Origin of the sequence: Cryobacterium sp. SO2, from assembly GCF_026151165.2 — a bacterium.
GTDB lineage: Bacteria > Actinomycetota > Actinomycetes > Actinomycetales > Microbacteriaceae > Cryobacterium.
On record NZ_CP117849.1, the window covers coordinates 1,803,468 to 1,820,978 of the forward strand.

15 protein-coding genes are annotated in these 17,511 nt (G+C 67.8%); 11 read left to right on the forward strand and 4 right to left on the reverse strand.

From position 1 onward, the window contains the following. The first annotated feature begins 53 nt into the window (after window positions 1–53). Both BJQ94_RS08310 and BJQ94_RS08315 read left to right on the forward strand, forming a co-directional pair. Window positions 54–1,496, forward strand: a complete 1,443-nt coding sequence (locus tag BJQ94_RS08310) for a MinD/ParA family protein (RefSeq protein ID WP_265399958.1) — start codon at window positions 54–56, stop codon at window positions 1,494–1,496. 70 nt (window positions 1,497–1,566) lie between these two features. Continuing rightward, on the forward strand, window positions 1,567–2,058 hold the full coding sequence (locus BJQ94_RS08315; RefSeq protein WP_265399957.1) for a peptide deformylase: 492 nt from the start codon (window positions 1,567–1,569) through the stop codon (window positions 2,056–2,058). Between the two features lie 3 nt (window positions 2,059–2,061). On the opposite strand, the gene BJQ94_RS08320 is transcribed toward BJQ94_RS08315, so the two are convergent. Continuing rightward, complete coding sequence (locus BJQ94_RS08320; protein WP_265399956.1) at window positions 2,062–3,909, reverse strand: AMP-dependent synthetase/ligase; 1,848 nt, start codon at window positions 3,907–3,909, stop codon at window positions 2,062–2,064. Window positions 3,910–4,111: 202 nt separating this feature from the next. Here BJQ94_RS08320 and BJQ94_RS08325 point away from each other — a divergent pair, with 202 nt between their 5' ends. The 3 genes from BJQ94_RS08325 (at window position 4,112) to BJQ94_RS08335 (ending at window position 7,271) form a co-directional block, all read left to right on the forward strand. Further along, window positions 4,112–5,059 (forward strand): ROK family glucokinase, encoded by a 948-nt coding sequence (locus BJQ94_RS08325; protein WP_265400044.1) that lies wholly within the window; start codon window positions 4,112–4,114, stop codon window positions 5,057–5,059. Window positions 5,060–5,105: 46 nt separating this feature from the next. After that, window positions 5,106–5,795, forward strand: coding sequence for a lysophospholipid acyltransferase family protein (locus tag BJQ94_RS08330; RefSeq protein WP_265399955.1), 690 nt, complete (start codon window positions 5,106–5,108; stop codon window positions 5,793–5,795). A 132-nt stretch (window positions 5,796–5,927) separates the two neighbouring features. Further along, window positions 5,928–7,271, forward strand: a complete 1,344-nt coding sequence (locus BJQ94_RS08335) for a 3-deoxy-7-phosphoheptulonate synthase class II (RefSeq protein ID WP_265399954.1) — start codon at window positions 5,928–5,930, stop codon at window positions 7,269–7,271. A gap of 359 nt (window positions 7,272–7,630) precedes the next feature. Here the strand turns inward: BJQ94_RS08335 and pknB are convergent, their stop codons facing one another. Both pknB and BJQ94_RS08345 read right to left on the reverse strand, forming a co-directional pair. Further along, a complete protein-coding gene (pknB, locus tag BJQ94_RS08340; RefSeq protein WP_265399953.1) occupies window positions 7,631–9,589 on the reverse strand; it encodes a Stk1 family PASTA domain-containing Ser/Thr kinase in 1,959 nt (652 codons plus the stop codon). A 106-nt stretch (window positions 9,590–9,695) separates the two neighbouring features. Beyond that, window positions 9,696–11,060 (reverse strand): LysM peptidoglycan-binding domain-containing protein, encoded by a 1,365-nt coding sequence (locus BJQ94_RS08345; protein ID WP_265399952.1) that lies wholly within the window; start codon window positions 11,058–11,060, stop codon window positions 9,696–9,698. Between the two features lie 193 nt (window positions 11,061–11,253). On the opposite strand from BJQ94_RS08345, the gene BJQ94_RS08350 reads away from it, so the two are divergent. After that, window positions 11,254–11,637, forward strand: a complete 384-nt coding sequence (locus BJQ94_RS08350; protein WP_265399951.1) for an Rv2175c family DNA-binding protein — start codon at window positions 11,254–11,256, stop codon at window positions 11,635–11,637. Window positions 11,638–11,653: 16 nt separating this feature from the next. Here the strand turns inward: BJQ94_RS08350 and BJQ94_RS08355 are convergent, their stop codons facing one another. Continuing rightward, on the reverse strand, window positions 11,654–12,754 hold the full coding sequence (locus BJQ94_RS08355) for a polyprenyl synthetase family protein (RefSeq protein WP_265399950.1): 1,101 nt from the start codon (window positions 12,752–12,754) through the stop codon (window positions 11,654–11,656). A gap of 73 nt (window positions 12,755–12,827) precedes the next feature. On the opposite strand from BJQ94_RS08355, the gene BJQ94_RS08360 reads away from it, so the two are divergent. The 5 genes from BJQ94_RS08360 to BJQ94_RS08380 all read left to right on the forward strand — a co-directional run bounded on the left by BJQ94_RS08360 (window position 12,828) and on the right by BJQ94_RS08380 (window position 17,503). Beyond that, window positions 12,828–13,208: a DUF3040 domain-containing protein gene (locus tag BJQ94_RS08360; RefSeq protein ID WP_265399949.1), complete on the forward strand. Its 381-nt coding sequence runs from the start codon at window positions 12,828–12,830 to the stop codon at window positions 13,206–13,208. Between the two features lie 330 nt (window positions 13,209–13,538). Next, the gene (gene mraZ / locus BJQ94_RS08365) at window positions 13,539–13,970 is read left to right on the forward strand and encodes a division/cell wall cluster transcriptional repressor MraZ (protein ID WP_265399948.1); all 432 of its coding nucleotides are present in this window, start codon (window positions 13,539–13,541) and stop codon (window positions 13,968–13,970) included. Window positions 13,971–14,104: 134 nt separating this feature from the next. Next, on the forward strand, window positions 14,105–15,094 hold the full coding sequence (gene rsmH, locus BJQ94_RS08370) for a 16S rRNA (cytosine(1402)-N(4))-methyltransferase RsmH (RefSeq protein WP_265400043.1): 990 nt from the start codon (window positions 14,105–14,107) through the stop codon (window positions 15,092–15,094). Then, the gene (locus BJQ94_RS08375) at window positions 15,091–15,693 is read left to right on the forward strand and encodes a hypothetical protein (protein WP_265399947.1); all 603 of its coding nucleotides are present in this window, start codon (window positions 15,091–15,093) and stop codon (window positions 15,691–15,693) included. The genes rsmH and BJQ94_RS08375 overlap by 4 nt, the downstream gene beginning before the upstream one ends. Before the next feature lie 34 nt (window positions 15,694–15,727). Then, window positions 15,728–17,503, forward strand: coding sequence for a penicillin-binding protein 2 (locus BJQ94_RS08380; protein ID WP_265399946.1), 1,776 nt, complete (start codon window positions 15,728–15,730; stop codon window positions 17,501–17,503). The last annotated feature ends 8 nt before the right edge of the window (window positions 17,504–17,511 follow it).

Here is a 17,511-nt window from a genome sequence, read left to right on the forward strand (position 1 = left end):
GGGCTGATTTATGGCCCGCGATGCGTGGGCCAGACCCGACCGAGGAGTCTGCTGTGTCAGATGAACGTACAGACGACGCCGTTCCGCACGACGAAGGTGACGGCCAGCTGGCCCCGGCCCCGATGAGGGCCGGGGCCGGCGCGGGCCCCGACCGGAGCGGCGAACACGACGGCGTCGTCTACGACGCGGTCGAGTACCACAGCGAACTGCCGCCGCACACCTATGACAACCTCGCGTCCGCCCTGCCGGAGAGCTTCGGCGCGCCGCAGGTCGATGCCGGCCTCACCCGCCCGGCCTCGGCACGCGCGGCCCGCCCGGCCGGCGCCGGCTCGGCTGCCGCTGTGCCCAGCGCCGCCCACCCGGGCACCCACACCATCGAGATCCTCACCCCGCAACGCATCCGTGAGGCCACCCCTGTGCAGGCCGGTACGGTGCCGGCCGGTACGGTGCAGGCCGGCGGCACGGCCGCCGCTGCCCTGTCGCTGAGCACCGGTCCCACCAGCGCGGCCACCGCCAGCCGGCGCGACCGCAGCCGCACCGAGGCCTCGGCCCCGGAGTCGGCGTCGATGCTCACCCCCGACCGGTTACTCGAGGTGAACCGGCGCACCCGCCGCGCCCCCAACGGCGGTTGGAACCGGTTCATCTACAACGCCTCGTTCCACCTGATCAACCTCGGCGACTCCGCGGCGGTGCGGGCGCACCAGGCCATGGACGAACGCATCCGCAAGGAGTTCGAGGGCGGTGCCCGCTTCGTGCCGATCCTCACCCGCAAGGGCGGCGTCGGCAAGACCACCGTCACGGCTCTGCTGGGCATGGCGCTGGCCGACGCCAGGGAAGACCGCATCATCGCCGTCGACGCCAACCCGGACCGGGGCACTCTCTCCGAGCGGGTGAGCAAACAGACCAGGTCAACGGTGCGCGACGTCGTCACCAAGGCCGCGTCCATCGGCGGATTCACCGACTTCTCCGCCCTCGTCTCCCGCGACGAGACCCGGCTCGACATCCTCGCCAGCGACACCGACCCGCTCCTGTCTGAGGCCTTCGACGAGAACGACTACAACGTCGTCGCCGACCTCGCGGCCCGGTTCTACTCGATCGTGCTCACCGACTGCGGAACCGGCATCGTGCACTCCGTGATGCGCGCGACCCTGCAGCGGGCGGACTCCATCGTGATCGTCTCCGGCGGCAGCGTCGACGAGGCCCGGCTGGCCTCTGAGACGCTCACCTGGCTGGAGGCCAACGGCTACGGCGACCTCGTGCGGAACGCCATCGTCGCGTTGAACACCGCCACCCAGGGCACCAACCTGGTCAAGCTCGAAGAGATCGAGTCGCACTTCCAGTCGCGGGTGCGCGAGATCGTGCGCATCCCGTACGACCCGCAGCTGGCCGCGGGCAGCGTGGTGTCGTACAAGGACCTCAAGCCCATCACCCGTCTGGCCGCCCGCACCCTCGCCGCCCTCGTCGTCGAGGGACTGCCGGCCGAGCGCCGCGCCTGAGCGTCACCGCGGCAGCACCACCGAATCATCACCACCGAATCACCCGTCCCGTCCCGAAGAGAGTCACCCCGTGCCCGAACGCCAGATCCGCCTGCTGGGCGACCCCGTCCTCAAGACCCGCTCTGAGCCGATCGGAACCATCGACGCGCGGGTGCGCAGCCTCGTCGAAGACCTCCTCGACAGCGTGAAGCTGCCCGGCCGGGCCGGCGTCGCGGCCGCCCAGATCGGCGTGAACCTGCGCGCCTTCAGCTACAACATCGACGGGGACATCGGCTACATCCTCAACCCCGTCCTGGTGGAGCTGGCGGGGGAGCCGGAACTGGTCGACGAGGGCTGCCTGTCGGTGCCTGGGCTCTGGTACCCCACCAAGCGGTACCCGTTCGCCAGGGTAACCGGCATCGACCTCGACGGCAATCCGGTGGCTCTCGGCGGTGAGGGGCTCCTGGCGCAGGCGCTGCAGCACGAGACCGACCACCTGGACGGACTTCTCTACCTGGACAGGCTCGACAAGGAGAGCCGCAGGGCGGCGATGAAGGAAGTCCGCGAGTCCGACTGGTTCTAGCGGTCAGTCCTGAACCGACTCCCGCACCTGAACCGCCGCCGTCATCGGGTTGGCGCCGTAGAGGTTTTGGATGTCCGCGGCGAAGTCCCGCAGGATCACGTCGCGCTTGATGCTCATCTTCGGGGTGAGGTAGCCGGCATCCTCGGTGAGTTCGACCGGAAGGATCACGAACTTGCGGATCGATTCCGCCCGCGAGACTGACTCGTTGGCGTGGTCGATGGCGCGCTGCACCTCGGCGAGCACCTTGGGGTGCACTGACGCGTCGATGAGCGACAGGGCGGCATCCTCGTGGTTGTTGTGCAGCCACACCGGCAGCATCTCTGGGTCCAGCGTGACCAGGGCGGCGATGAACGGCTTCTGGTCGCCCACGACCACCACCTGGCCGATGAGCGGATTCGCCCGGATCGGGTCTTCGAGAGCGGCCGGTGCGACGTTCTTGCCGCCGGCGGTCACGATGATCTCCTTCTTGCGCCCGGTGATCGAGAGGAAGCCGTCGTCGTCGAGGTTACCAATGTCACCGGTCTTGAGCCAGCCGTCGTCGAACGCGGCGGTCGTGGCCTCGGGGTTCTGCCAGTACTCGGTGAAGACGTTGACACCCTTCACCTCGATCTCGCCGTCGTCAATGACCCGCACGGACACGCCGGGCAGAGCCGGACCGACAGAACCGATCTTCGACTTCGTGGCGAGGTTCACCGTGGCAGGGGCGGTGGTCTCGGTGAGGCCGTAGCCCTCCAGGATCACGATGCCCAGGCTGTGGAAGAAGTGGCCGAGATGGGCACCGAGCGGGGCCGATCCGGAGACGGCGAACTTCACGTTGCCGCCCATGGCCGTGCGCAGCTTGCTGTAGACCAGCCGGTCGAACAGGGCGAACTTCACCCTCAGGCCCAACGGGATCTTGCTGCCGGTTTCGACCAGCTTGGAGTGCTCGACGGCGACGTCAGAGGCGGCGAGGAAGATCTTGCCCCTGCCGGCGGCTTCCGCCTTCTGCTCGGCGGAGTTGTAGACCTTCTCGAACACCCGGGGGACCGCGAGCAGGAAGGTGGGTTTGAAGCTGCCCAGCGACGGCAACAGCTGGCGGGTGTCGGGCTGGTGGCCCACCCGCACGCCGCCGTGCACGCAGAGCACGGCGATGAAGCGGGCGAAGACGTGCGCCGTGGTGATGAACAGCAGGGTGGATGCGCCGTTCTCATCGGTGAGCACGGGCTTGAGGGCGATGCCGGCGTTGCGGCTGGTCTCCACGAAGTTGCCGTGGCTGAGCACGCAACCCTTGGGCCGGCCGGTGGAGCCAGACGTGTAGATGAGGGTGGCCATATCGGCGGACACGGCCAGGCGGCGGCGACGCTCGATCTCGGCGTCGGGAACGTCCACGCCCCTGGCGGCGAGCTTGTCGAGGTCGCCGAGGTCGATCTGCCAGACGGTCTCCACGTCGGGGAGGTCTGGGTGCACCTCGTCGAAACGGGCGAAGTGGTCTGCGGTCTCCACGATGAGCGACGTTGCTCCGGAGTCGCTGAGAATCCACTGGATCTGGCTCGGCGAGCTGGTCTCGTAGACGGGAACCAGAACGGCGCCGGCGAACCAGACGGCGAAGTCGATCAGGGTCCACTCGTAGCGGGTCTTGCAGGTCAGGCCGATCTTGTCCCCGGGCTGAACGCCGGCGGCGACGAAGCCCTTGGCCAGGGCGACGACCTCGGCGTGGAACTCCCGGGTCGTGACCGGCAGCCATCCATTGGCTCCGTCTGGGCGGGAGAACAGCACCAGGTTCGGGGTCAGGGCGAGACGGTCGACCAACAGGTCGGTGACATTCGCGTTCGGGTCTGCGGGGACGACGGCGGGCTCATCGAACTGTTTCACGGTAACTCCTTTGGCACCGGACGGGTAAGTGCGACCACTCTAGCCGCTCCCGCGACGCGAGCCGTGCGATTCACCCGGTGGCATCCTCGTTTACTACACTCTAGGGGGTGCCTCCGTAGTCGTTCAGGTCGCTGCGCGCCCCATGCCAGTTTGTGCCGACCTGAAGAACTCACAGTTGCTCTACAAACGAAAGGTGTCAGTCGTGCACGCCATTGGGATTGACATCGGCGGGACCAAGATCGCCGGCGCCCTCGTCGACGAATTCGGAACCATTCTCAAGTCGGACCGCCGGCCCACAGAGGCCGCGGACCCGCGAGAGATCGAGGACGCCGTCGTCGAAATGATCGAGGGACTCTCCGCCGGCGAGGAGGTCATCGCCGCCGGGGTCGCCGCCGCCGGGTTCATCGATGCCGCGCAGTCCACCGTGTACTACGCGCCGAACATCAACTGGCGCAACGAACCCCTTCGCGAGAAGCTCGAGTCGCGCCTGTCGGTGCCCATCATCATCGAGAACGACGCCAATGCTGCCGGCTGGGCCGAGTTCTGCTTCGGCGCCGGCCGGCTCTACAGCGACATGGTCACCCTCACCATCGGCACCGGCGTCGGCGGGGCCATCGTCTCCAGGGACAAGCTGTTCCGCGGCGGGTTCGGCGTGGGCGCCGAGCTCGGCCACATGCGCGTGGTTCCGGACGGCCTGCCCTGCGGCTGCGGCGCGCACGGCTGCATCGAACAGTACGGCTCTGGGCGTGCCCTGCTGCGCATCGCGAACGAGTTCGCGGATGCCGGCGGCATCGGCCTCGGCCTGGCCACGGCCCGCTCCAAGCGCGGCAAGCTCACCGGCAAGGATGTCGGCCGGTTCATCCAGGACGGCGACCCCGGTGCCCTCGCGGCGCTGCGCCAGCTCGGCGCCTCCCTCGGCCAGGCCTGCGCCAGCCTCGCCGCGGTGCTCGACCCGCAGGTATTCGTCTTCGGCGGCGGTGTCGCCTCCGCGGGAGAGCTGCTGCTGGAACCGATCCGCTCGGCGTACCTCGACAACCTGCCGGCGCGCGGCTACCACCCCGAGGCCGTCTTCGCCATCGCCGAGCTGGTCAACGACGCCGGGGTGGTCGGCGCCGCCGACCTCGCCCGCCGGCACGTCACCGGTGAGTAGGCTGGCTGTAGCCGTTCCCTCGGCCGCCGCAAAGGTGAGGACACCGATGTTCTACTGGTTCATGAAGAATATTGTGGCCGGCCCGATCCTGCTCGGCCTGTTCAGGCCCTGGGTGATCGGACTGGACAACATCCCCAAGACGGGCGGCGTCATTCTGGCGAGCAACCACCTGTCGTTCATCGATTCGGTGTTCCTGCCCCTCGTCGTGCCCCGCCGGGTGGTGTTCCTCGCCAAGAGCGAGTACTTCACCGGTACGGGCCTCAAAGGGTGGGCGACCCGGCAGTTCTTCAAGGCCACCGGACAGCTGCCCATCGACCGCTCCGGCGGCAAGGCGTCAGAGGACTCACTCAACACCGGTCTGGCCGTGCTGAACTCCGGGGGAGCACTCGGCATCTATCCAGAGGGCACCCGCAGCCCGGATGCGCGCATGTACCGAGGCCGCACCGGTGTGGCCCGAATGCTGCTGGAGGCCGGGGTGCCCGTTGTTCCCGTCGCCATGATCGACACCGAGAAGGCCATGCCGACAGGCACGCGCATCCCCAAGGTGCGCCGCATCGGCATCGTGATCGGCGAACCGTTGGACTTCAGCCGGTTCGAGGGAATGGAGGGCGACAGGTTCGTGTTGCGCTCCGTGACGGACGAGTTGATGTACGAGTTGCGTCGTCTCAGCACCCAGGAATACGTCGACGTCTATGCCACCAGCGTCAAGGAGAAGCGCGCCAGCCTTTCACGCTAGGCTCGAATATCCCTGTCTGGGCGTGGCAGACCTCGCCCGCCCTGACCCAGATCACCCCCAGGCACGCGCTAGCGCGTACCGCCAGAAGAGAAGCAGGCTCCGCCCGTGGTAGACCCCACCGAACCGGTTGTAATGGCAGACAAATCTGTGATCGCCGGACTGGACTCTTGGCGCACCCTTCCTATCAAGCAGCAGCCGGCCTGGCCGGATGCTGACGCCGTCGCGTCCGCGTCCGCCGAGCTGGCCACCCAGCCGCCGCTGGTCTTCGCCGGCGAGGTCGACATCCTGCGCGACCGTCTGGCCCAGGCCGCCCGCGGCGAGGCCTTCCTGCTCCAGGGCGGCGACTGCGCCGAGACCTTCAGCGGCGCCACCGCCGAGCAGATCCGCAACCGCGTGAAGACCGTGCTGCAGATGGCCGTGGTACTCACCTACGGCGCATCCATGCCCGTGGTGAAGATGGGCCGCATGGCCGGGCAGTTCGCCAAGCCGCGCTCGAGCGACTTCGAGACCCGCGGCGGCGTGACCCTGCCGGCCTACCGTGGCGACATCGTGAACGGTTACGACTTCACCCCGGAGTCCCGCGAGGCCGACCCCGACCGGCTGGTCAAGGCGTACCACACGAGCGCGTCCACCCTCAATCTCATCCGTGCCTTCACCCAGGGCGGCTTCGCCGACCTGCGCCAGGTGCACAGCTGGAACCAGGGCTTCGCCAAGAACCCGGCCAACCAGCGCTACGAGGGCCTGGCCAAGGACATCGACCGCGCCATCAAGTTCATGATCGCCTGCGGCGCCGACTTCGAGGCCATGCGCCGCACGGAGTTCTACACCAGCCACGAGGGTCTGCTGATGGACTACGAGCGCCCCATGACGCGCATCGACTCCCGCACCGGCACTCCCTACAACACCTCGGCGCACTTCGTCTGGATCGGCGAACGCACCAGGGAGATCGACGGCGCCCACGTGGACTTCCTGTCGCGGGTGCGTAACCCGATCGGCGTGAAGCTCGGCCCGAGCACCTCGATCGACGACATGCTGCGCCTGATCGACAAGCTCGACCCGAACCGCGAGCCTGGCCGCCTCACCTTCATCACCCGGATGGGCGCCGGCAAGATCCGCGATGCCCTCCCGCCGCTGCTGGAGGCCATCAAGGCCAGCGACGCGACGCCGCTCTGGGTTACCGACCCGATGCACGGCAACGGTGTCACCACGCCCACCGGCTACAAGACCCGTCGTTTCGACGACGTCGTCGATGAGGTCAAGGGCTTTTTCGAGGCGCACCGCTCGGTGGGCACGCACCCCGGCGGTATCCACGTCGAACTCACGGGCGACGACGTCACCGAGTGCCTCGGCGGCTCGGAGCACATTGACGAGGCCGCACTGGCCACCCGCTACGAGTCGCTCTGCGACCCGCGGCTCAACCACATGCAGTCCCTGGAGCTCGCGTTCCTGGTGGCCGAGGAGCTGGCCGCCCGCTAACCCCGCCCCCCTCTCGCGAGCCGTGAGTTGAGCCCCGAAAAGTCGAACTTTACGGGGCTTTTCTCACGGCTCGCGGGATGGTGTGGGGGGCGCCCACCCCGCCGGTCGAGCTTGTCGAGACCCCGTGTTGGTGCCTCAGGCTCGCGCCCACCTCGTCGGTCGAGCTTGTCGAGACCTGGCGCGGATGCCTCGGGGACGCTTCCACGTGCGCTCGCGATCACGGGCCGGCTCGCGGGGTCTCGACAGGCTCGAGCAGCGACAGGGTCCAGCCCCGCAGACACCGTCCCCACGTTCGCGAGCCGTGAGTTGAGCCCCGAAAAGTCGAACTTTTCGGGGCTTTTCTCAAGGCTCGCGGGTGGTTAGGCGGAGAAGTTGACCTTGACGGTCGAGCCCCGCGGGGCGAGAGTGCCCGCGTCAGGGGTGACCTTGGTCACGGTGAACAGTCCGGGCAGCAGGTCGGCGGTGATGTTGTAGTCGAGCTTGAAACCGGCGTCTTCGAGCACACCCTTGGCCTCTGACCACGCTTTGCCGACCACATCCGGAATCTCGACGGGCTCCGGCCCGCGCGACACCGTGAGCACGAGGGTGGAGCCCGCACGGATCGATCCTCCGGCGGCGGGAGCGACCGAGATCACGTTGCCCTCCGGAACGGAATCGCTGTAGGTCTCCTCGCCCGTCGTGACGACGAGGTTCTTGTCCTCCAGGATGCCGGTGGCGTCGTCGACCGACTTGCCGCTGACGTCGGGGATACCGCCGAGAGACACCACGAGGTTGACCGTGAGCCCCTCGAAGTAGTCGCCGCCCTTGGACAGATCGCCGCCGTCGCTTTCACGGCTCGCGGAGATGACCAGGCCGGCCTTGACGTTGTTGTCGAAGACCTCGTCGATGCTGCCGGGAACAGCCAGCGCCTTCGTGATCTCGTCGGATGCCGCGTCCGGAGTGAGTCCGGTGAGCGCGGGGATGGTGATCGGCTGGGGCCCCTGGGACACGTTGAGCGTCACCGTGCTGCCCTTGGCCACCCTGGCGCCGTCGCCGGGGTCTGTGCTCACGATGAGTCCAGCGGGGATCTCGGTGCTGTACGCCGTACCCGGCGCCGCGACAAGGCCGAGGGCCTCCAGCTGCGCCGTCGCATCCTCCGGCGTCGCCGAGACCAGCGCGGGAACCGGGATCTCCGAACCTGGCCCTGCGCCGAAGTACCAGCCGGCGGTGCCGGCCAGGGCGGCGAGAAGAATGATGAGCGTGAAGAGCCAGTACCCGCGGCGGCGACGCTTTCGCGCCGTGCCCGCCAGCTGGGCGGTGGCGTCCGGTTCGTCCTCCTCCGGCGACGGCGCGAGCGCCGTCGTCGTGCCGGCAGCGGAAGCGATGGCAGTGGCGGCGAGGGGAGCCCGGCCCAGAATCTGGGTCTCGGCGTCGGCCGAGGCGCTCACGGTGCGGGGGAGCACCATGGTGGACTGCATGGCCGTGTCGTCCCTGGGGCGCACCTGCTTCTCGACCTCGAGCAACTGGTCGAGCATCACCCGCGCGTCGCGGGGACGCTCCTCCGGGTCGCGCGCTGTGGCCCAGGTGACGAGCTCGTCGAGTTCGATGGGAACGCCGGGCGCGACCAGGCTCGGCATCGGCACGGTGTCGTTGGCGTGCTGGTAGGCCACCTGCATGGGCGCCTCACCCACGTAGGGCTGTTCGCCGGTGAGCATCTCGTAGGTCATGATGCCGAGCGCGTAGATGTCGCTGCGCGCATCCGCGATGCCGCGCGTGACGAGCTCCGGCGAGAGATAGGCCACGGTGCCCAGCAGGGCCTGCCCGGTGGCGGTGTTGTTGTTCACGGCGCGGGCCAGCCCGAAGTCGCCGATCTTGATACGGCCGTCGTCGGCGAGGAGCACGTTCTCCGGCTTGACGTCCCTGTGCACGATGCCGGCCTTGTGCGCGGCGGCGAGGCCGGAGAGCACGGCCTCGAGGATGTCCATGGTCTGCTCCGGCGTGAGCCGGCCGTAGTCCTTGAGCAGGTCGCGCAGCGTGATGCCGGGCAGGTGCTCCATCACCAGGTAAGCGATGTCGGCATCCTGGCCCTGGTCGAAGACGTTGACGACGTTCGGGTGGGCGAGGCGGGCCGCCGAGCGTGCCTCCTGGATGAAGCGGCTGCGGAACGCGTTGTCGTCTGCCAGGTGGCCGTGCATGATCTTGATGGCCACCCGGCGCTCGAGGCGCAGGTCGGTGGCCAGGTACACGGTGGCCATGCCGCCGCGGGCGATCCGGGAGCGCACCTGATAGCGGCCGTCGATGAGACGGCCGATCATGGGGTCAGTGGGGCTATCGGTCACCCGTCGAGTCTACGGAAAAGTCGGCCGTTCCTCTGGAGGGGGAGCAGCGCGGCGGGACACGATTCGGTCACCGTCGCTCACAAGACGGGATTAACCCGGCGCCGGATCAGCCCAGTTCGGCGAGCCAGGCCCGCGCGGAGGTCTCCCACTTGGCGTAGAGGTCGGGGTGCCCGGAGATCTGCACGGCCTGGGCCGCCTGGGTCACCGTCATGGCTTCCCAGCCCGGGATGTCCAGAAGTCCGCGGGTGACACCGCGGTTGGGGTTGACCGGTCCGCCGAAGAATGCGCGGCTGGCGCGGTCGGCGTCCATGACCTGGTCCTGCGTGCCCCAGCCGGAACTCGGGCGCTGCTGGAAGAGGCCGAGGGAGTCCCGGTCGCCGTAGTCGATGTTGCGGAGGCCCGATTCCTGGGCGGCGGCGGCCAGTGCCACCACGAGGGCGGCATCGCTGGCCCCGGCCTCGCGGCCCACCGAGATGATGAGCCGCGCGTTCCCGGCCATCTCGGCGGTGAGCGGGGTCACGGCGTCGGCCGTGGCGACGGGCGTCGGAGTCACGAGCACGGCGGGGCTGATCTGGAGCACGGGGGCCGCTCCGGGGATGCTCAGAACCTGGCCCGGCTGGATGATGCTCGACCAGCCCAGGCCGTTGGCCTCGAGGACCGACTGCACGGTGACGCCGGCACCGCTCGCGATCTTGTCGACGGTGTCCCCGGAGACGACCGTGTAGCTGCCGCCCGCGACCGCGGCGCCGGAGACGGCGGACACGGTGACGGCGGCGACGCTGGATGCCTGGACCGTGTCGACGGCGCCCGTGACGGACCCCGCAGCAGGCAGGACGATGGTCTGGCCGGGGAAGATGATGCTGTCGCGGCCGAGCCCGTTGGCGCTGAACAGCGACTCTGTGGGCACACCGTGTGCGGCGGCGATGCCGCTGAGGGTGTCGCCGGACTGGATCGTGTAGCGGGTGATCTCGGTGGAAACTGACGCGGGCGCCGCGGCGACGGCGACCTCGGTCGTCGAGAGGGTGAGTACTTGGCCGGGGAAGATGACGGCGGACCAGCCGAGGCCGTTCAGGGCCAGCACGGATGCCGTGGACAGGCCGAACCGGCCGGCGATGGCGCTGACGGTGTCGCCGTCGGCGACCGTGTACTGGTTGGGGGCGGCGACGGCCGAGACCGGCTGCACGGCCTGAACCGGCTTGACGGCGGTCTGGGGGAGCGTGGTACGGGCCTTGAGCGGCTTCTTCAGCGCCGTCGCCGCCTGGGCGGGGGAGGCGAGGTTCAACACGATGGCGATGGTGCTCACCACAACAAGAGGGATGCTCGCGACGGCACCGAGCGAGCGGCGCACCTTCGTCGGAGTCGGGCGGTGCCGGGCCGCGTCGGCCTGGGCAGGCGCAGGCGAGCCTGTCGTCTCGACGGGGGAGCCGGACTGGACCGTCCCCGTTTCGATTTTGCTGGCTCTAACCGACATTCCACACCCATTTCATAGTTGACACGTCCTCAACGCTGACACAGAAGGTATGCCGAGTCAATTAACCACGCGGTACGGGCGGCGGATGTCTGTGGAAATACCCGGAAATGCCCTCCGATCCGGTAGATCGCCTGCTCACGAACGGGCTCGAATGGGGTTTGTCGGCGCTGGCCAATCGTGGGAGGCTTGTGAGGTGACCGATTCGTCTTCTGCGCAAACGCATTCCGCTCCCTCCACCGACACAACAGCCGTAGGCACGGCGTGGCTCGCCATCCCCGACCTCGTCGAGGCGCTGGGCATCAGCCAGAGCCGCGTTCGGCAGCTCATCGAGGACAAGCACCTTCTCGCTGTCCGCAGGGACGGACGGCTCAGCGTGCCGGCGTCGTTCATCCGGGACGGTTCGCCTGTCGGCGAACTCCGCGGCACCCTGATCGTGCTGTCCGACGACGGTTTCACCGACGAGCAGGCCATGGAGTGGCTGCTCGAGGTAGACGACAGCCTGGGCGTACCGCCCATCGACGCTCTGCTCGCCGGCCGCAAGGCCGAGGTGCGTCGCGTCGCGCAGGCCCTGGCCTGAATTTAGAACACGCGGGCTAGAACGCGCGGCGCGTCACCGTGCCGGCGAAGTCGGAGAGCTGACCGGCCACGCCCGGCTCCACGAGCGAGGCGTCCAGCACCGCCAGGGCCTCGGCGACGTTCTCCTGGATCAGGGTCTCGACCCTGTCGACGGCGCCACTGGCGACGATGCTCTCCTGCAGGTAGACGATCTGATCCGGCGTGAGGTCCTGGCGGCCGAGCAAACTGTCGAGCGTACTCAGGTCGGCGCTGTTCAGCCGCTCCCTGGCCAGCGCGATCAGCACTGTGCGCTTGCCTTCCCTCAGGTCGTCACCGCTGGGCTTGCCGGTCACGGCCGCATCGCCGAACACGCCCAGCAGGTCATCCCGCAGTTGGTAGGCGATGCCCAGGGGCAGTCCGAAGTCGCGCAGGGTGTCGAGGTGGTCGTCGTCCGCGCCGGCCAGGGCCGCGCCGATCACGAGCGGCGCCTGCACGCTGTACTTGGCTGACTTGAACACGATCACGCGCACGGCGCGATCGAGCAGCTCGGATTCCGCCTGGGTGATCCAGGCGCGTTCCTCGAGGATGTCGAGATACTGACCGGCCGTGACCTCAGTGCGCATGCGATTGAACTCGGCGCGTGCGCGCCGGGCGCTGAGGCGGTCGGGGGCGTCGTCGAGGCCCTCGTCGAGGAGCTCGTCGCTCCAGCCCAGCAGCAGGTCGCCCAGCAGGATCGCCGAGGCGCGACCGAAGTCGTCGGGGCTGCCGGCCCAGCCCTGGGCGCCGTGCAGGCTTTCGAAGCGGCGATGGGCGGATGGTGCGCCCCTGCGGGTGTCGGAATTGTCGATGATGTCGTCGTGGACGAGGGCCGCGGCGTGGAAGACCTCCAACGCGGATGCCGCCGAAACGAGACCGGTCAGTGCACCCGCAGCGGGCCCCGTCGACGGCGCCGGAACGCTCTGCCAGCCGAGGTAGGCGAACTGCGCTCTGAAGCGCTTGCCGCCGCTGAGAAACTGCCGTGAGAAGTCAACCAGTACAGCGAGGTCGGGGCTGATGGTCGTCACAATTGACTCACGCGTGTTGATGAATTCGTCGATGCGAGAATGAACCAGATCGACCAGTCGGGTGCTTTGTGCCACTTGCCTAGCCTAGCCATCTCGGCGGGACTAGAATTAGGGTCTAATCCGCTCGATCCCCAATTGGAGGAATGAGATGCCGCTTTCAGAACAAGAGCAGCGACTCCTCGAAGAGATGGAGCGCAGTCTCTATCACAACGATGCCGAATTCGTGGCGAGCGTCGGAGGCACCCGCCTCCGCCCCAATTACCGTTCCATCGTTCTCGGTGTGCTCGCGGGCGTCGTTGGAATCGCGACTCTTGTCGCGGGCGTAGCGGTGCAGCAGCTGTGGCTGGGCATCGTCGGATTCATCATCATGTTCGGAGGCGTGCTCCTGGCCATCACCCCCGGCCGCACCGCCCGGGCGACGAAGCCGTCGTCTGGAGCGCCCCGCCGCCCCGCCCAGGCTCGCAGCCAGCAGGGTTTCATGGACAAGCTCAACGACCGCTGGGACCGCCGCCAGGACGGGCAGCAGTAACCGCGCACTGTAGATTTCATCGCCCGCCGTGATCTTCTGATCGGGGCGGGCGCTGTGCGTTAGGGCCCCTCCCTTCTCGCCGCACCCCCTCCCTTTTCACCCACTTCGCCTCATCCCGCAGGACCGACCACCAGGTCGGTCCTTTTTTGTGCCCAAAACCGCTCCCCGGTGCCCCAAAACGTGGGATTTTCCTCCACCCAGTGAATCCCTGTGTTTTCAGGGAATAAATGGCCGATTATTCAAAGAAAAGCCGTGTTTTCCAGACAGGGTGGTTGAGAGTGGAGTAAAGTGGAGCAACACCTGACCTTGGCCGGAAGAGAGGGGTGACAGATGTTCCTTGGGACCTATGCCCCCAAACTCGACGACAAAGGGCGCGTCATCCTGCCGGCCAAGTTCCGCGAAGAACTCTCGACCGGCATTGTCATGACCCGCGGCCAGGAGCGTTGCCTCTACGTCTTCACGACGCGGGACTTCGAGGACGTTCACGAGAAGATCCGCCAGGCGCCCATCACGAGCAAGGAAGGCCGGGACTTCTTCCGCGTCTTCCTGTCCGGGGCGAGCGCCGAGACTCCCGACAAGCAGAACCGGGTCACCATTCCGGCCAACCTCAGGGCCTATGCCGGCCTCGGCCGCGACCTCACCGTCATCGGTGTCGGAACCCGCGTCGAGATCTGGGACACCGAGGTCTGGGACGCGTACCTCATCGAGCAGGAAGCTTCGTTCGCCAACATCACGGAGGAGGTGATTCCGGGACTCTTCTAGCTCCTGCCGCGTGACTCCCAGCCGTTTGTTCCTGACACACTTCCCCGGTGCCAGGCAGAACGGATGGGGATCAGGCAGCAGGATCGGCCCCGGTAGCTATGAACAACGACACGAACAACAACACGAACGATGAGATGAACCCCTCTGACACCGGCAAGCCGGCCGACCGCCCGCAGCTGAACGAGATCCACACCCCGGTGCTGCTCGAACGCAGCATCGAGCTGCTCGGCCCCGTTCTGGACAAGCCCGGCGCCGTCTTGGTCGACGCCACTCTCGGCATGGGCGGCCACGCCGAAGCCATGCTGAGCCGATTCCCCGGCCTCACCCTGGTGGGCCTGGACCGCGACCTCGACGCCCTCGCCATCGCCGAGGAGCGCCTCAAGCCGTTCCAGGGACGCATCCACCTCGTGCACACCGTCTACGACGGCATCCTCGACGCCCTCGCCGGCCTCGGCATCAGCGAGGTGCAGGGAATCCTGTTCGACCTCGGTGTCTCCAGCATGCAACTCGACCAGGTGGAACGCGGCTTCTCCTACTCCAAGGACGCACCGCTGGACATGCGCATGGACAGCACATCGCCGCTCACCGCGGAAAGGATCCTGGCCGAGTACAGCGAGGCCGATCTGCGCCGCATCTTCCAGGAGTACGGCGAAGAGAAGCTCGCCGGCCGGTATGCCAAGGCCATCGTCGACGCCCGCACGGCCACCCCGTTCGTGCGGTCGGCCCAGCTGGTCGAGGTCATCACCAAGGTCACGCCAGTCGCCGTGCAGCGCATGGGGCACCCGGCCAAGCGGGTCTTCCAGGCCCTCCGCATCGAGGTCAACCAGGAACTCGCCGTGCTCGAACGTGCGATTCCCGCCGCCATGGAGGCCGTCGCCGTCGACGGCCGCATCGTGACGATGGCCTACCAGTCGCTCGAAGACCGAATCGTCAAGCGGATGTTCGCTGCCGCGTCGACGTCGAGCGCCCCCGCCGGACTCCCCGTCGAGCTCCCGGAGCACAAGCCGCTGTTCACCCTGCTGATCCGTGGCGCCGAACTGGCGTCAGAGGACGAAAAAGCGATCAACCCCCGTGCAACGTCGGTTCGCCTGCGTGCCGCGCAACGACTGAGGAGAGCCGAATGAGCGACAATCTGGCCCGCGTCCTGCCCATCCAGGAACTCAATGGACCGGCACTGCGTCCGGGGTCCATCGAGCGCCCCGACGTCCAGCGCCACATCGAGATCGTCGCACCGGGCACGCACGCCAGGCCGCGCGTGGTCTACGCACTGTCGGCCGTGGCCTGCGTCGGCGCGATCGTCGTGGCCCAGCTGCTCCTCAGCGTGGGAATCTCGCAGGGCGCCTACGAGATCTCGGCACTGCGTGCCAGCCAGGTCGAACTCGGCCGCACCGCAGACAGCGTGAGCGAGGACCTCATCAAGGTCTCGTCGCCGCAGAGCCTCGCCGCCAACGCCGAAGCACTCGGCATGGTCAGCAACTCCACCCCCGCCTACCTCAGGCTCTCCGACGGCGCCGTGCTCGGCGCCCCCACGTCGGCGACCGGCAGCCAGGCCGGCGCGGCCAGCCTGGTGCCCAACTCCCTGCTCACCGGAACGCCCCTCGTGACCGAGCAGGCTGTCGGCGGATCGGGCACCGGCGTCGCCGCCGCCGCGGCTTCCACCGGCGCGGCCGCTCCGGCGGCAGTTTCGGTGACCGACGGTCTGCCTTCGCCGACCACCAGATAAACGCCGGTACAGTCCCGTACAGGAGGTCTACCAGGTGGCGAAAACAAACATGTCCAGCAAGCGCAGGGTCGCGGCGACAGTCGTGGTGCTCTTCGCGATCATCGGCCTGTTCGTGGTGCGTCTCGTCGACATCCAGGTGGTGCGCGCAGACACGCTCAGCGCGGATTCGCTGGGCAACCGGTCCGTCGAGAACACCGTGTACGGCTCACGGGGCGAGATCCTCGACGCCGACGGTGTCGTCCTGGCCGGAACCGTGATGCGCTACGACGTGCAGCTTTCGCCCAAGAACGCCAAGCAGTTCACCCGCACGGTGGCGGGGGTGAAGTCCACCATCACGGTGCCGGAGGCCGCTGCGGAGATCGGCGCGATCACCGGCCAGACCGGCGAGCAGATCGAGGCCATCATCGCGGACGCGCTGGCCGACAACCCGAAGTCCGACTTCGCCTACGTCTCCAAGCAGGTGGATGTCGACGCCTTCCGGGCGATCTACGCCCTCGACATTCCCTGGCTCACCTTCGCCAAGAACCCGAGCCGGGTGTACCCCAACGGAGCCGTCGCCGGAAACCTGGTCGGCTTCACCTCGGCAGCGGGGGAGGCCCAGGCCGGACTCGAACTCGGCCAGGACGCCTGTCTCGCCAGCGACAACGGCACCGAGACCTACGAGCGCGGAGCCGACGGCGTGCGGCTGCCGGAGAGCACCGTCACGACCAAGGAGGCCGTGGACGGCAGCGATGTGATCACCACCATCGACTCCGACCTGAACTGGTTCGTGCAGCAGGCCCTCGCCGAGCAGGCGCAGGCGACGGGTGCCGCCTGGGGGACCGTTGTCGTGCAGGAGGTCAAGACCGGCAAGCTGATCGCCGTGGCCGACTACCCGACCGTCGACCCCAACAATGTGAGCGCCACCGAGGCCGAGGACCGCGGGTCGCGGGCCTTCACCGCGCCCTACGAACCTGGGTCGACCTTCAAGGCCCTCACCGCGGCCTCGGTGATCGACGCCGGTCTGGCCACGCCGAATTCGCAGGTCGTCGCCCCCTACCGCTACCTGCCCGCGAACGGCGCCGACGTCAACGACAGCTCGTACCACGCGGACCTGCGGCTCACCCTCACCGGGGTGCTCATCGACTCGTCGAACACCGGCATGTCGAAGTTCGGCGAACTCCTCACCGACCAGCAGCGCTACGACTACATGACCAAGTTCGGTGTCGGAACCGTGACCGAGAGCGGATTCCCCGCCGAGGAATCCGGTGACCTCCGCGCCGCCGAGGACTGGGACAACCAGACCGCATACGCCACCATGTTCGGCCAGGGTCTCACGACGACGGCCGTGCAGGTCTCGAGCATCTACCAGACCATCGCCAACGGCGGTGTGCGTATGCCCGTCCAGCTCGTCTCCGGCTGCCGGGCCGCCGACGGTACCCTCACCGAGGTTCCCGCCGCCGAGGGCACCCAGGTGGTTTCGGCCTCTGCGGCCCGCGACACGGCGGACATGCTCGAGATGGTCTACCAGCAGGGCTGGCTGGCCAACACCTGGAAGATCCCCGGCTACCGGGTGGCCTCCAAGACCGGTACGGCCCAGATGCCGGACGGCAACGGCGGGTACACCAAGGGGTACCTTGTCTCGGTGTCGGGCTTCGCTCCGGCCGACGATCCCCAGTACGTCGTTTCGGTGAGTCTGGCCGATCCTGTTAACATGAATTCGTCAGCAGCGTCCGCTCCGATCTTCCAAGAGGTCATGAGTCAGGTGCTGAAAAAGTACCGGGCAGTTCCGTCGGGCGCCACCGCGCCTGATCTCTCCGGTTCCTGGTAAGAAAGTGA